This is a genomic window from Duganella levis, assembly GCF_009857605.1.
Lineage (GTDB): Bacteria > Pseudomonadota > Gammaproteobacteria > Burkholderiales > Burkholderiaceae_D > Rugamonas > Rugamonas levis.
This window is the reverse complement of record NZ_WWCT01000019.1, coordinates 60,851-75,585: the sequence shown is the minus strand read 5'-3', so window position 1 is coordinate 75,585 and position 14,735 is coordinate 60,851. Positions and strand designations below refer to the sequence as shown.

Here is a 14,735-nt window from a genome sequence, read left to right as displayed (position 1 = left end):
AAATTTTAAAGGACCAAAATCATGCTGAAGACGAATCTGAGCGCCATGCCATGTCCAATCGCGCGCAGCCTGGACCGGGTGGGCGAGTGGTGGAGCATCATGATCCTGCGCGAATGCTTCTACGGCGAGACGCGCTTTGACGGCTTCAAGAAAAGCCTGGGCATCGCGCCCAATATGCTGACCCGCCGCCTGAACGACCTGGTGGAATCCGGCCTGCTGGAGCGCCGCCGCTATTCCGACAAACCGCCGCGCGACGAATATGTGCTGACCGAAGCCGGTCGCGATTTCCGTCCGGTGATGCTGGCCATGCTCGCGTGGGGCAACAAGCACTTCGCGCCGGAAGGCAAGACCATCATCCTGCGCGACAGCGTGACCGGGGCGGAAGCCGATCCGGTGCTGGTGGACGCCAACACCGGCATCCCCATCGACCGCGCGCGCCATTTCACCGCCGCCGGCCCGGCTGCCACCGAATCCACCCACCTGCGCATGCAGCGCGCCGCCGAACGCCGCGCCGCCGCCACTTCCGGAGAACCAGCATGAGCACCGCACCAAACCGCAAACGCCTGATCACGCGCGTCGTGATCGCCGCCGTCGCCATCGGCGTGGCGGGCTTCGGTTATCACTGGTGGAGCAACGGCCGCTTTGTGGAAGACACCGACGACGCCTACATCGGCGGCAACGTAACGGTGGTCGCGCCCAAGGTGGCCGGCTACATCACGCGGCTGGAAGTCAGCGACAATCAGCAGGTGCACGTCGGCGACGTCATCGCGCGACTGGATGACCGCGACTACCGCGCCGCGCTGGCCAAGGCGGAAGGCGTGGTGGCGGCCGCGCAGGCGTCGCTGGCCAACCTGGACGCCACCCGTCAGTTGCAGGACGCGGTGATCGGCCAGGCCCGCGCAGGCGTCTCCGCCAGCAGCGCCGAAACCTCGCGGGCGCGCGATGACCAGACGCGCTACCAGAACCTGTCCGCCAAGGCCGCCGTGTCGCTGCAAAGTTCGCAGAAGGCCGATGCGGAATACAAGCAGGCGCTGGCCGGCGATCAGAAAGCGAAGGCGCAGTTGGTCGCCGCGCAGCGTGAGCTGGACGTCATCGGCACGCGCAAGCAGCAGGCGCAGGCCGCGCTTGAACAGGCCATCGCGGAGCGCGACCTGGCCAGGCTGAATCTCGAATACACGGTGCTGCGCGCGCCGATCGATGGCGTGATCGGCAACCGCCGCGCGCGTGAAGGTGCGTATGCCACGGTGGGCAGCCAGCTGCTGGCCATCGTACCGTCGCAGGGCTTGTGGGTGGACGCCAACTTCAAGGAAGGCCAGCTGGCGCGCTTCAAGCCGGGCCTGCGCGCGACGGTGGTGGCGGATGTGATGCCGGGTCACGTATTCCATGGCACGGTGGCCAGCCTGGCGCCGGCCACCGGTGCGCAATTCAGCGTGCTGCCGCCGGAGAACGCCACCGGCAACTTTACCAAGATCGTCCAGCGCGTGCCGGTGCGGATTGTGCTCGACGAGGCGGATGGTCGACTGGGTGTGCTGCGTCCCGGCCTGTCGGTCAACGCGGAGATTGATGTGCGCGTCGCCGGCGGCCAGCAATGAGTGTCACCATGCCTGCCGCCGCTGCACCATGGGCGCCGCCGCAGCTGACCATGAACCGGAAGGTGCTGGCCTTCGCCACCATGTGCGTCGGCATGTTCATCGCGCTGCTGGATATCCAGATCGTCTCTGCCTCGCTGCGCGACATCGGCGGCGGGCTGTCGGCCGGCGCCGATGAAACGGTGTGGGTACAAACCAGCTACCTGATCGCGGAAATCATCGTCATCCCGATGTCCGGCTGGCTGTCGCGGGTGTTCTCCACGCGCTGGCTGTTTGCCGGATCGGCAGCCGGCTTCACCGTCGCCAGCATGTTGTGCGGCATGGCGTGGGACATCAACAGCATGATCGCCTTTCGCGCGCTGCAAGGCTTTATCGGCGGCTCGATGATCCCGATGGTATTCACCACCGCGTTCTACTTCTTCGCCGGGAAACAGCGCGTGATTGCTGCCGCCACCGTCGGCGCACTGGCCTCGCTGGCGCCCACGCTCGGTCCCACCGTGGGCGGCTGGATCACCGACCATTTCAGCTGGCACTGGCTGTTCTTCATCAATCTGGTGCCGGGGATATTTGTGGCCGTGGTGGTGCCGATGCTGGTCAAGATCGACCGGCCCAACCTGAACCTGATCAAGGACGCCGACTACTTCGGTATCTTGCTGATGTCGCTCTTCCTCGGCTGCCTGGAATATACGCTGGAAGAAGGCCCGCGCCTGGACTGGTTCGGCGACCATGTGATACTCACCACCGCGTGGATTTCCGGCCTGGCCGGCGTTGGCTTCATCTGGCGCACGCTGACGTATGCGCATCCCATCGTCGACCTGCGCGCACTCAAGGACCGCAACTTCGCGCTGGGCTGCTTCTTTTCCTTCATCACCGGCATCGGCATCTTCGCCACGATTTATCTGACGCCGCTGTTCCTCGGCCGCGTGCGCGGTTTCAGCGCGCTGGAAATCGGCCTGGCCGTGTTCTCCACCGGCATATTCCAGATCATGTCGATCCCGCTGTATTCGTGGCTGGCCAATCGCGTCGACCTGCGCTGGCTGATGATGGTGGGACTGGCCATGTTCGCCGTCTCGATGTGGAACTTCGCACCGATCACCCACGACTGGGGCGCGGACCAGCTGATGCTGCCGCAAGCCTTGCGCGGTATGGGCCAGCAGTTCGCCGTCGCGCCGACCGTCACGCTGACGCTGGGCGGGCTGGCGCCGGATCGCTTGAAGCTGGCTTCCGGCCTGTTTAACCTGATGCGCAATCTGGGCGGCGCGATCGGCATCGCCGCCTGCGCCACCATCATCAACGACCGCACCAACCTGCATTTCCAGCGGCTGGCCGAGCATCTCAACGCCAGTAACGAGGCGATGGGACAGATGCTGTCCTGCGCCGGCAGCAACCTGCTGGCGTGGGGGCTGGACAACGGCAGCGCGCAAGCCGGCGCCTTGAGGCAGCTATGGACGCTGACGCTGCGCGAGGCGCAAACGCAAACCTTCGGCGATGTGTTCCTGTGTGTGATGGTGTGCTTTGTGCTGGCGTTTGCGATGGTGCCGCTGATGCGCAAGATCGCGCCGCCGAAAGCACCGTCAGCCGATGCGCACTAAGGCTTAGCGGTAGCGCGCCAGGATCTGCTCGACACTGCCATCCTTGATGAGCGTGTCGATCACCCGCGAAATTTCGCTGAACGGTACCTGCGACTTTTGCGAGAACGCGCACTGCGCCTTGTAGGCAGAAAACACCAGGTCGCCGCGCACCTTCATGCCGGGGTTGATGCGGTTCTGGTAGTTCAGCGTGGTCTCGCTGATCATCGTGTATGGCACTTTACCGGCGATCATCTGCTGGATGTTGGCTTCCATGTCGGGCGCGTCGACGCGACGGAAGTGCTGCCCCAGCACCTGCTCCACGCGCTGGTAGCGGTAGCCGATCACCGTGCCGACCGGCTTGTCGCGCAGGTCTTTGAGGGAGCGCAGGTGCGGCATGTCGACGCGGGCGGCGATCATTTCGGCGTCCGGGAACAGCGCCACGCTCCAGTGGTAGTCGCCGTCGATCCAGAACGGTGTCACATAGCACATGCCGTCAGCGCGGCCGCTGCTGAGCGCCGGCTTGACTTCCGGGCCGTCGGCGTTGACGTAGACGGCGCGGCGGCCCAGGCGCTGCGCCAGCACATCGCCGAAATCCTTGACGATGCCGCCGGCCACCGCGCCGTTCTGGAAGCGCGCGATCGGCATGGCCTGATCGGTAGGCGCCAGCATCACCAGCTCACCCGGACCGGCATAAGCGCCGGCGCACAGGGCCCAGAGGGCGGCGGGGAGGAGGCATGATGGTAAGCGCATGAGTCCATTATAGCGGCTGTATGTTGGACCCCGCACATGCAAGCGCGCGCGCCTGTGTCACGCTGTGACTCCTCAATGACAAGCATGGAGCACACTCATGACCAAGGCATTGCAAGACAAACGCATCGCAGTCCTGATGACCGACGGCGTGGAACAGGTGGAGTACACCGGCCCGCGCGAATTCCTGGAGCAGCAAGGCGCCAAGGTAACGCTGATTTCGCCCAAGGCCAAAGGCGAACAGGTACAGGGCTTTAACCACGCCGATCCGGCCGACAAATTTACCGTCGAGCTGACCGTGCGCGACGCCCGCCCCGGCGACTTCGACGCGCTGGTGCTGCCGGGCGGCGTATCCAATCCGGACGCGCTGCGCCTGGAGAAGGACGCCATCAAGTTCATCCGCGACTTCGGCCGTGAAGACAAACTGATCGCCGCCATCTGCCACGGCCCGTGGACGCTGATCGATGCCGAGCTGGTCAAGGGCAAGCAGATCACCAGCTGGCCGTCGCTGCAACGCGACCTGCAAAATGCCGGCGCCGACTGGCGCGAAGAGCAGGTGGTGATTGACGGCAAGTTGATTACCAGCCGCAAGCCGGACGACATTCCAGCCTTCAACCAGGCCATCCAGCAGGCGCTGACCGCCTGACAATTTCTGCGCGGCAAACGGGCGCTCATTGGCGTCCGCTCGTCGTAGACTTAGCTTGAACATCGAGCTCATGCGCCTAAACATAGGGAGATCATCATGAACCACACTCTGGCAGCTGTATTTGAAACCCGCGCCGAGGCCAATCTGGCCAAGGACGAACTGGTCCACAATGGCTACGACGCCAACGGCATCCAGATCCACGATTCCGGCAGCGTCGCCGGCACCGCTCGCATTGACGACAACGAGTCCATCCTCGGCCAGGTCAAGCAGATGTTCAGCGGCCTGGTGGGACGCGAACACGCCGACCGCCACGTGTATGCCGAAGCGCTGAACCGCGGCCATACCGTGCTGTCGCTCGACACGCACTCGCTGGAATCGGCCGAACGCGCCGCCGACATTATTGAGGACTTCAATCCGATCGACATCGACGAACACGAAACTATGTGGCGCGCCAGCGGCTGGGGTGCGGACGTGCTGCGCAGCGGCACCGGCCCGCTGCAAACCAGCGTCGGCATGCAGCAAGCGGCGCCGGAGCAGCATGGCATCCGTCCACGCGAGGACGCGGTAGTGTTTGCGCGTTCCGAACAGGTGGTGCTGGCGCCGGGCGCCATGCAGCGCGGCGAAGTGGGCAGCGGCAGCGTGCCGGCGGCGTCGGAAGCGGCGGTGGCCGACATCCAGAACACCGTGCAGCGCAGCGGCATGCGCATCTACCCGCGCAACGAGCCTAACCAGGACACACTCAACATCCTCACCGGCAACGAGCAGGATGAAGACGACTACTTCCGCTCGCACTGGGAGAAAACCTACACCGGCGGCACGTTCCAGGAATTCGACCCGGCTTACCGCTATGGCGAATCGATGAAAGGCAACCCGGGCTACCGCGATAAGGAATGGAACGACGTCGAACCGGAGCTGCGCGCCACGTGGGAGAGCAAACAGCCGCAGTCCAGCTGGGACAAATTCAAGGACGCGGTGAAGCACGGCTGGGAGCGCATCACCGGTTAAACCCGGAGATGGGACAGGATCGGCGATAATGGCTGCTGTATAACCTTTGGGCAGCCTCGCCTTTCTTCATGCATTACACCGTAGACGACGTTCGCCATGGCTTTGATCGCGCCACCTTCAGCCGTGGCGCGAGCTATTTCGACAGCGGTATGGTGCAATCCGTGGCGCTGGATGGTGACGTGCTCAAAGGAAAAGTTGCCGGCAGCTCAAGCGATTTCTATCAGCAGTCGATTACGCTGGTGCAGCGCGAACGCCAGGTGCGCTTCAAAGGCGACTGCACCTGCCCGATGGACTACAACTGCAAGCATGTGGTGGCAGTCCTGCTAGCCGCCGACAAGGCCGGCTTGAATACCGAAGAGGATGCGGATGAGGAAGCTCCGGCCGCCGAGTTGCCATTCGCCATGTCGCAGTGGCTGGCCAACGTCTCTTATCTGGCCGACTCGGCGCGCCGCCAGCACAGCGTGGGCAAGAACCTGCGCAAGAACGATAGCCGCGCCATCTACGTGTTGAAATCGCAAGCCGATACCGGCCACATGCGGGTCAACCTGTACAAGGGCAAGATCACCGCAGACGGCGAGATCCGCTCGGCCACCGCCATTCCCGACCTGCCAAACTTTCAGCACAAGCCGCCGGCTTACCTGCGTCCGGAAGACCGTCCCATCGCCGCCATGTTTGCCGGACTGATGAACGGCATGTGGGGCAGCGGCACGTTGGATGTGGCCGCTGACGGCGTGGCTGCCTTCCTGCAATCGACCACGGAAGCCGGCGTGCTGTACCTGGCGACCGACAACGACGCGCTGCGCGGCCGCCTGCGGCAATTGCATGCCGGCCCCACTCGCGGCGGACGCCTGGCCTGGCGCGCCGAGAACGAGCGCCTGCATCTGGGCTGGGCGTTTGAAGACGGCATGGCGATCGACTACCTGCTGCCGAGCACGCCTCCGGCCTATGTCGCCGGGGAATTCATCGGCCAGCTGGATTTGCCCGCCGACCTGACCGTGCTGCCGTTGACGCAATGGCTGACGCTGGTCGAACAGGCACCGGAACTCTCCACCGCCCAGGCCGCATCGCTGGCAGAGGAATTGCTGGCCGCCGGCCTGGAACGCCTGCTACCGCTGCCACAAACCAGGAGCACCTTGCTGACCGGCCTGAAGCCAACGCCGGTGCTGACCTTGCAAACCAATGCCGGCACCGGCAGGGACGTGGCCTTGCTGGGATTCGACTACGAAGGCCAGCGCGTCGGCGCCGATCCGCGCCTGCAACTGGTCCGCATCAGCAACAGCGGCATCGACACCATCGAGCGTCATACGCAAGACGAAGCGGCGGCATCGGCCGCGCTGCAAGCGGCCGGCTTTACGCCAGCACCGGCCGGCGCGACGCCCGGCACGCTGTATCTGCCGTCCGACCGCGCCTGGCTGGACTTCGTCAACAACAGCGTGCCCGCGCTGCGCCAACAAGGTTGGCAGATCGACCTGCTGCCCGGCTTCCGCTTCGACCTGGCCGGCATCGACGACTGGTACGCCAACGTCAATGACGGCGGCGAAGGCTCCGCCAATAACTGGCTGGAACTCGAACTGGGCATCGTGGTCAACGGCGCGCCGGTGCCGCTGCTGCCGGTGCTGCTGCAACTGATCCGCCAGGCGCCGCGCGACTTCGCCCCGGCGGCGCTGGACATCCACGGCGACGACGAAGCGCTGCTGGCCGCCTTGCCCGACGGCCGGCGCGTGGCGCTGCCATGGGGCCGCGTCAAGCCGATCCTGCGCACGCTGGGCGAACTGTACTTCACCGACCGCGTCGGCGACACGCTGCGAATGACGCAACTCGACGCTGCCCGCCTGGCCGAACTGGAAACCGGCGCGCAACTGCGCTGGATGGGCGGCGAGCGCCTGCGCACGCTGGGCCGCAAGCTGGCCGCGTTTGAGCAGGTGCAGCCGGTGGCCAGCCCGGTGGGGCTGCAAGCCAGTCTGCGCCCGTACCAGGCCGATGGGCTGGCGTGGATGCAGTTCCTGCGCGAATACGGCCTGGCCGGCATCCTGGCCGACGACATGGGCCTGGGCAAAACCATCCAGACCCTGAGCCACATCTTGGTGGAAAAAGAAGCCGGTCGCCTGACTTCGCCGGCACTGGTGGTGGCGCCGACCAGCCTGATGGTCAACTGGCAGGCGGAAGCGGCGCGCTTTACGCCAGGCCTGCGGGTGCTGGTGCTGACCGGGCCGGAACGCCTGCAACGCTTCGGCGAAATGGCCCAGGCCGACCTGGTGCTGACTTCCTACGCGCTGCTGCCGCGCGACGAGGACGTGCTGCGGCAGCAGCGCTTCCACCTGTTGATCCTGGACGAATCGCAGTACGTCAAGAACCACCGCTCCAAGGCGGCGCAGACGGCCGGCCTGCTGAAGGCCAGCCATCGCCTGTGCCTGACCGGGACTCCGATGCAAAACCATCTGGGCGAACTGTGGGCGCAATTCCACTTCCTCATGCCCGGCTTGCTGGGCGAGGAAAAAACCTTCAATACGCAATTCCGCAAGCCGATTGAAAAGCAGGGCGACAACGAGCGCAACGCCTTCCTGATCCGCCGCATCAAGCCTTTCCTGCTGCGGAGGACCAAGGACAACGTGGCCAAGGAGCTGCCGCCGAAAACCGAAATGGTGCGCATGGTGGAACTGGCCGGCGCCCAGCGCGACCTGTACGAAACCGTGCGGCTGGCGATGGACAAGAAAGTGCGCGACGAAATCGCCCGCAAAGGCGTGGCGCGCAGCCAGATCGTCATCCTCGACGCGCTGCTCAAGCTGCGCCAGGTGTGCTGCGATCCGCGCCTGCTGAAAACCGCCACCGGACGTAAGGCCGAGGCCTCGTCGGCCAAGCTGCACGTGCTGCTGGAGCTGATCGAAGAACTGCTGTCCGAAGGCCGCAAGCTGCTGGTGTTCTCGCAGTTCACCAGCATGCTGGCGCTGATCGAGGAGGCGCTACGCGAACGCGGCGTGCCGTATGCGCTGCTGACCGGCGACACCACCGACCGCGCGGCGCCGGTGGCGGCCTTCCAGGACGGCCAGGTACCGGTCTTCCTGGTCAGCCTGAAGGCGGGCGGCGTTGGCCTGAACCTGACGGCGGCCGATACCGTCATCCACTACGACCCGTGGTGGAACCCAGCGGTGGAAAACCAGGCCACCGACCGCGCCTGGCGCATCGGCCAGGACAAGCCGGTGTTCGTCTATCGCCTGATCGCGGCTGGCACGCTGGAGGAAAAAATCCAGCAACTGCAACGCGCCAAGGCCGGCCTGGCCGACGCCGTGCTGGCCGGCGGCGACGCGCAAGGCTTGCAGATCACGCCGGAAGACCTGCTCAGCGTGTTGTCGACCGGGATTACCTAGCGTCTTGTGTTTTCTCAAAGAGAACGGATTCGCCCCGTGACATGATCGGCAACCTGGGCAGTCCGGATGGTCGGGCGCCCATCTTGCGATGGACGTCACGATGGAAAAACTGCTGCCCTACTACGAACGCGAATTAAGCATGCTGCGGCGCGCCGGCGCCGAGTTTGCGGGGCGTTATCCCAAGCTGGCGGGCAGCCTGCAACTGCGCGGTGAAAGCTGCGCCGATCCCCATGTGGAACGGCTGATCCAGGCCTCTGCCTTCCTCAACGCGCGGGTGGGGAAGCTGCTGGACGACGGCTACGCTTCCTTCACCGACGCGCTGCTCGGTATGCTGTATCCGCATTATTTGCGGCCGATTCCTTCCTGTTCCATCGCGCGCATCGACTACAGCGGCGCCAGGGCCAATGAGGTCAGTACCACCAGCGTGCTGCCGCGCGGCGCGGCAATGAAATCGCTGGGGCAGGGGGCGTTGCTGTGCCGCTTTCGCACGGTCTACGACGTGATGCTGGCGCCGATCAGCATCAGCGCGGTGGGCTTTGAAACGTATCCGCAGATCCCCGCCAGCTTGCCGCTGCCACCAGGCGCCGGCTGCGCCATCAGCATACGCATCGCCAGCACGGCCGCTGGGCGCGCACTGGCGGCGCTGGACGTCGCCACCTTGCGCGTGTACCTCGATGGTGAAGCCTCGCTGCGCGCCACATTGCGCGACGCCATGTTCATGCACACCGCCTGCGCCTGCGTGGCCGCAGAAGGCCATTGGCGCATGCTGGACCGCGTGCCGCTCACGCCCGTCGGTCTGGCGGCCGAAGAGGCGCTGCTGCCGGCCGCTCCATCCGAACACGCCGCTTACCGGCTGTTGAGCGAATACTTTGCCTTCCCCGAAAAATTCGACTTCGTCGATATCGACCTCGCCGCGCTGACCGCCGCCGTGCCGGAAGGCTGCACCGAGCTGACATTGCGCCTGCTGCTGCGCGACGTGCGTCCGGATACGCCATCCGCCCGTATCCTGCGCACGCTAAGTGCCGACAACCTGCTACTGAGCTGCACGCCCGTCATCAACCTGTTCTCCCAGCCGGCCACGCCGATCCGCATCACCCATACGGCTAGCAGCTATCCGCTGATGGTGGATGGGATAACGGGCAGCGCCTGCGACATCTACAGCATCGACAGCGTGCAGGTGGTGCGCAAGACCGAAGACGGCAACGCGGTGACCGACTTCTTCCCCTACTACTCGCTGCGCCACGGTGAGGCGGAAAGCCGCAAGGGCCACTACTGGCTGGCGCAGCGCGAAGAGCTGATGGCGGCCGGTCATGAATATTCGCTCACGCTGGTGGACCGCGACTTCTCGCCGTTGCAGGCGGACGACGGCACCGCGTCCGTACGCCTCACCTGCACCAACCGCGATCTGCCGCATGGCCTGCAATACGGCCGTGCCAGCGGTGACCTGAATACCGAAAGCGCCATCGGCAACCTCCCCATCCGCCTATTGCAGCGGCCGACCTTGTCGTATCGCCTGGCCAACGACGCACGCCGTCAGTGGGGACTGATTGCGCATCTGGCGCTGAACCACCGATCGCTGACACAGGAGGGCCTGCCGGCGCTGACCGCCATGCTGCGCCTGTATGCGCAACAGGACAGCAGCGTATCGCAACGGCTGATCGATGGCGTGACGGCGCTGTCCCACCTTCCCGCCACGGCGTGGATACGGCAGGCGCAGGGCAATGCCTACCTGCGCGGGATTGAAGTGCATGTCTCGCTGGATGAAGAAGCGTATGCAGGCGTGGGCATCCACGCGTTCGCGCAAATTCTGGACCAGCTGTTTGCACTGCATGTGCATCTGAATAGCTTTACGCGACTGGTAGTGCTGTCGCACGTGAGCGGAAAGGAGTTGCTGCGATGCCCACCTCGCAACGGCGCATTGGCGCTGGCGTGATCGGCCAGCTGCTGGCGACACCGCAGCGCTACGCCTTTTTCCAGGCGGTGCGGCTGGTGGAGCAGTGGCGGCCGGGCAGCGCGCGCTTCCGCAACCGGCTGGCGATGCGCTTCGCGCCGAGCGACATCGAAAACATCAGCGCCGATGACGATGGCGTGCGGATTACGCCGGCGTTCATCGGCATGTTGGGGAATCAGGGCGTGCTGCCGCTGCATTACTCGGAACGCATCGCGCGGCACGAGAAGGATCACAACGACGGCGGGCCACGGGCGTTTATGGATCTGCTATCGCATCGGCCCGTGCAGATGCTGTACCAGGCATGGACGCGGCGGCGGCCGGAGTCCATGGAAGATGAATTCCTCGACATGCTGAATGCGCTGTCCGGAAAACAGATCAGTGACGAAATCGTCGATCGCGAAACGCTGGCCTTCTACGCGATGCAGATAAGCAGCCGCACGCTGTCTGCCCCGCTGCTGGCGGGGATGTACACGGAATACTTCGGCGTGCCGGTCGCGGTGGAGCAGCTGGTTGGCCGATGGAGCGCGCTGCCGGCCGGCGACCAGGCGCAGTTGGGTCGCGCGAATGTGGATCTGGGCGGTGGCGTGATGCTGGGGGGCCGCATCTACAACTGCGATGCGCGCGTGCGTCTTCATATCGGGCCGCTGGACAAGACCCTCTACGAGCGCTTCCTGCCCGGCCACACCAGCGCGCGGCATCTACAGGCGATGCTGGAACTGCACTGCGGCGTGGGCATGACGTGGGAAGTGCATCTGATCCAGCATGCGCAGGACATGCGCGGCGTGCGGCTCGACGCCACCAGCCGATTGGGCGTGAATGCCAGGCTGTTGAGCCGTCCCACCACGCAGGATCACAATGAGTTGATGTATCTGCTGCATACCTAAGGAGCGACTGTGGAAAGCGACAGCGATTTTTTCAGCTTCATGACGGCGGCCAAGGAGCTGGTCACCGACAACCGGCCGTTGCGGCTGCGGCTCGACCTGCCCGGTGGCGTGAATGACGACATGCTGCTACCGCAGCGGGTGTTCGGCTCCGAGAGCATTTGCGGCGGGATTGAATACCGCGTGCTGTGCGTGTCGGCCAATGCGCAACTACCGCTGAAGAAGATGATCGCCGTGGCGGCCCAGCTGGATTTCGTTACCGATCGTGGCGACTTACGCAGCGTATGCGGCATCGTCACCGAAGTCAGTTCGGGCGACAGCGATGGTGGCTTGGCGAGCTACCAACTGGTGCTGCGCGACGCGCTGGCGATACTGGAAAAGCGCACCAACACCCGTGTGTTCCGCAATATGGATGAAGTAGACATCGTCCAGCGCATCCTTAACGAATGGCGACAGAAAAGCCCGGTGCTAGGCGTCTGCTTCAACCACGAGACGGATGAGGCCTTCGACCTGCGCACCTATCCAAAGCGCGAATTCACCATGCAGCACAACGAGTCGGATGCGGCCTTCATCCGCCGCCTGCTCAAACGGCGCGGCATCGGCTGGTACGTCCGCGCCGGCGAGATGATGCACACGCTCGTATTGTTCAACAATGCCGAAAGCCTGCGCCAGAACGCTGCCGGCACCATCCGTTACCACCGCGACGCTGCTACTGAAGAACGCGACACCATCACCGCCTGGAGCGCGGTGCGCAGCCTGCAACCCGGCACGGTCACACGGCATAGCTGGGACTACATGAATCCGCAGGGCAGGGACTTCATGCTGGTGTCGACCAACAGCAGTAACAACCAAGGCGTCAACGGCAACGAACTAGCCGCCACGCTGGACGACTACCAGATCCTGCCGCCGCACGCCGGTGACGACAACGAGGACCTGTTCAACCTCGGCCAGCTTCGCATGAAGCGGCATGACTACGAATCCAAATGCTTCCACGGCGAAGGCAGCGTGCGCGATCTGTGCTCCGGTGAATACTTCACCCTGGCCGAGCATCCAGAAGTGGACCAACACGAAGCAGCAGAACGCGACTTCATCGTCACCGATTTGCAGGTGACAGCACAAAATAACCTGCCGAAAGTCTTGGCCACGCGCGTGGAACGCCTGTTCGCCCGCAGCCGCTGGATGCACGGCGCCAGCGATGTGCAGATGCAGCGCGATGTCGCTGACAAAGTGGCAAGCGGCCCGCTGCGTATGCACATCCAGTTCACCGCAGTGCGCCGAGGCGTGACCATCGTCCCGGCCTTCGACCCGCGCGTGGACGTTCCACAAGCACAAATGCAAAGTGCCATCGTCGTCGGCCCGGAAGGCGAAGAGGTCCACTGCGATCAGCTAGGCCGCGTAAAAATCCGTTTCCTCGGCACCCGCCCAGAAGACCACGAAGAGGCCGCCGGTGCTGGCGCATCAGATACCACCACCGACTCCGCCTGGGTGCGTGTCGCCTCGAACTGGGCTGGCAACGGTCCCGGCGCACAGCAACAATGCGGCACGATAGGCCTGCCCCGCGTTGGTTCAGAAGTGTTAGTTACCTTCCTCGGCGGTGACCCGGACAAGCCGGTGATCGTCGCCCAACTCTACAACCAAGGTGGTGCCCCAGCTGCACTGAGTAGTGCAGGCGACTTACCGGGGAACCGCTACCTCTCTGGAATCAAGAGTCGCGAAATTAACGGTGGTCGAGCAAACCAGCTACGGCTGGATGACACCGAGGGACAAATCAGCGCGCAGTTGGTGAGCGCTCATGGTGACTCTCAAATCAACCTGGGATTCATCGTGCAAGACAGATCCAACGGCACTGCCAATCCTCGTGGTGAGGGTTGGGAGTTGGCTAGTAGTGCTTGGGGTGTGGCCCGCGCGAACAAAGGAATGCTCATTACGACGGAGAGTCGACATCCAGGAGTTTCTCCCATCAAGGACTTGGGAGAAACCCTCCAACGACTGAATGCCGCACAAGGCCAGCATGAAACCCTTGCGAAACTAGCCCAAGGCGCCAAGGCACAGGTCGAGGAGGAACAGGCCAAGGTGGCAGGCATTGTCAAAGTCCAGAATCAAGATATTCAAGGTGGCACATCAGGAAAATCTACCCAATTACGCAAACCCCATTTGGTGCTTGCAAGCCCCAGCGGCATCGAGACATCAACCAGCGGCACTACCCACATCGCCAGTGATCAGCACACTGCACTCACTACAGGGCTGGACCTATCCATCGCCAGCGGCGGCAGCTTGTTTGCCAGCGTCCGGCAAGCATTGAAAATATTTGCGCACAAAGCAGGTATGCGTCTCGTTGCCGCTGGAGGCGACATTGATGTGCGTGCATTGTCAGACAGCGTCAACATCCTGGCTAAACTCAAGATTACCCAGACAGCGACCACAATCAACATCAGCGCCCAAGAGGAAGTCGTGATCAATGGTGGCGGAAGTTATGCCAAATTTAGTGGAGGTGGCATCGAGCTGGGTACGAGCGGGAACCTTGTCTCACACGCTGCCCAACATCGTCTGGTCGGCCCCAAGACCATGGATATGGCAAACGCGCAGCCGTCTCAAGAGACGCTCGACGGCGCCGGCACATTCCATTTGAACAGCCATCCAGCTGCCGGCGGCCGTGCCAACGGCGGCTTGCCCTACAAGCTCTTTAAAGATGGTGCACTGGCAGAGGAAGGTACTTTCGATGACGACGGCAACATGACCTTCAAGCACGATCTGGACAAGGAATCTGACTACCATCTGGAGCTACCCAATGGCAGCCGCTTTTCCATCCCCTCGAATACGTATGATGAACAGCATGAGGTCAGTTCTGGGATTGGCTACCACGGCTACGTAAATGAGGGAGGCTCCCTGAACGACGAACATGCTTCACTGGAGCAAAGCCGCCTTCTATCCAATCCTGCCATGAGCGGCGATGACGAATCGCCGGACAAATAATTTCGCT

At 63.6% G+C, this 14,735-nt stretch carries 10 protein-coding genes; 9 read left to right on the top strand and 1 reads right to left on the bottom strand.

Features of this window, described 5'->3' with window-relative positions; all coding sequences use genetic code 11:
- Positions 1-21: 21 nt before the first annotated feature.
- The 3 genes from GTP69_RS21300 to GTP69_RS21290 are packed head-to-tail and all read left to right on the top strand — an operon-like array spanning position 22 to position 3,181.
- Positions 22-540, top strand: a complete 519-nt coding sequence (locus tag GTP69_RS21300; RefSeq protein ID WP_161056732.1) for a winged helix-turn-helix transcriptional regulator — start codon at positions 22-24, stop codon at positions 538-540.
- Complete coding sequence (locus tag GTP69_RS21295) at positions 537-1,592, top strand: HlyD family secretion protein (protein WP_161056731.1); 1,056 nt, start codon at positions 537-539, stop codon at positions 1,590-1,592. Before GTP69_RS21300 ends, GTP69_RS21295 begins: the two co-directional genes overlap by 4 nt.
- A complete protein-coding gene (locus GTP69_RS21290; protein WP_161056730.1) occupies positions 1,589-3,181 on the top strand; it encodes a DHA2 family efflux MFS transporter permease subunit in 1,593 nt (530 codons plus the stop codon). The genes GTP69_RS21295 and GTP69_RS21290 overlap by 4 nt, the downstream gene beginning before the upstream one ends.
- A 3-nt stretch (positions 3,182-3,184) precedes the next feature.
- Here the strand turns inward: GTP69_RS21290 and GTP69_RS21285 are convergent, their stop codons facing one another.
- Positions 3,185-3,910 (bottom strand): substrate-binding periplasmic protein, encoded by a 726-nt coding sequence (locus tag GTP69_RS21285; protein ID WP_161056729.1) that lies wholly within the window; start codon positions 3,908-3,910, stop codon positions 3,185-3,187.
- A 97-nt stretch (positions 3,911-4,007) separates the two neighbouring features.
- Between GTP69_RS21285 and GTP69_RS21280 the strand changes: the two genes are divergently transcribed.
- The 6 genes from GTP69_RS21280 to GTP69_RS21255 all read left to right on the top strand — a co-directional run bounded on the left by GTP69_RS21280 (position 4,008) and on the right by GTP69_RS21255 (position 14,728).
- Positions 4,008-4,553 (top strand): type 1 glutamine amidotransferase domain-containing protein, encoded by a 546-nt coding sequence (locus GTP69_RS21280; RefSeq protein WP_161056728.1) that lies wholly within the window; start codon positions 4,008-4,010, stop codon positions 4,551-4,553.
- 96 nt (positions 4,554-4,649) lie between these two features.
- Entirely contained in the window at positions 4,650-5,558 is a 909-nt protein-coding gene (locus GTP69_RS21275; RefSeq protein WP_161056727.1) for a hypothetical protein, read from the top strand.
- 68 nt (positions 5,559-5,626) lie between these two features.
- Positions 5,627-8,923, top strand: coding sequence for a DEAD/DEAH box helicase (locus GTP69_RS21270; RefSeq protein ID WP_161056726.1), 3,297 nt, complete (start codon positions 5,627-5,629; stop codon positions 8,921-8,923).
- Between the two features lie 100 nt (positions 8,924-9,023).
- Positions 9,024-10,856, top strand: coding sequence for a type VI secretion system baseplate subunit TssF (gene tssF, locus GTP69_RS21265; protein ID WP_161056725.1), 1,833 nt, complete (start codon positions 9,024-9,026; stop codon positions 10,854-10,856).
- The gene (gene tssG / locus GTP69_RS21260) at positions 10,820-11,758 is read left to right on the top strand and encodes a type VI secretion system baseplate subunit TssG (RefSeq protein WP_161056724.1); all 939 of its coding nucleotides are present in this window, start codon (positions 10,820-10,822) and stop codon (positions 11,756-11,758) included. Before tssF ends, tssG begins: the two co-directional genes overlap by 37 nt.
- Positions 11,759-11,767: 9 nt before the next feature.
- On the top strand, positions 11,768-14,728 hold the full coding sequence (locus tag GTP69_RS21255; RefSeq protein ID WP_371868050.1) for a type VI secretion system Vgr family protein: 2,961 nt from the start codon (positions 11,768-11,770) through the stop codon (positions 14,726-14,728).
- Positions 14,729-14,735: the final 7 nt, after the last annotated feature.

Excerpts from the sequence above, each read along its gene's own strand:
- GTP69_RS21295 (WP_161056731.1), top strand. The coding sequence starts at position 537 with ATGAGCACCGCACCAAACCGCAAACGCCTGATCACGCGCGTCGTGATC.
- GTP69_RS21285 (WP_161056729.1), bottom strand. The coding sequence starts at position 3,910 with ATGCGCTTACCATCATGCCTCCTCCCCGCCGCCCTCTGGGCCCTGTGC.
- tssG (WP_161056724.1), top strand. The coding sequence starts at position 10,820 with ATGCCCACCTCGCAACGGCGCATTGGCGCTGGCGTGATCGGCCAGCTG.
- tssF (WP_161056725.1), top strand. The coding sequence starts at position 9,024 with ATGGAAAAACTGCTGCCCTACTACGAACGCGAATTAAGCATGCTGCGG.
- GTP69_RS21270 (WP_161056726.1), top strand. The coding sequence starts at position 5,627 with ATGCATTACACCGTAGACGACGTTCGCCATGGCTTTGATCGCGCCACC.
- GTP69_RS21300 (WP_161056732.1), top strand. The coding sequence starts at position 22 with ATGCTGAAGACGAATCTGAGCGCCATGCCATGTCCAATCGCGCGCAGC.
- GTP69_RS21275 (WP_161056727.1), top strand. The coding sequence starts at position 4,650 with ATGAACCACACTCTGGCAGCTGTATTTGAAACCCGCGCCGAGGCCAAT.
- GTP69_RS21280 (WP_161056728.1), top strand. The coding sequence starts at position 4,008 with ATGACCAAGGCATTGCAAGACAAACGCATCGCAGTCCTGATGACCGAC.
- GTP69_RS21290 (WP_161056730.1), top strand. The coding sequence starts at position 1,589 with ATGAGTGTCACCATGCCTGCCGCCGCTGCACCATGGGCGCCGCCGCAG.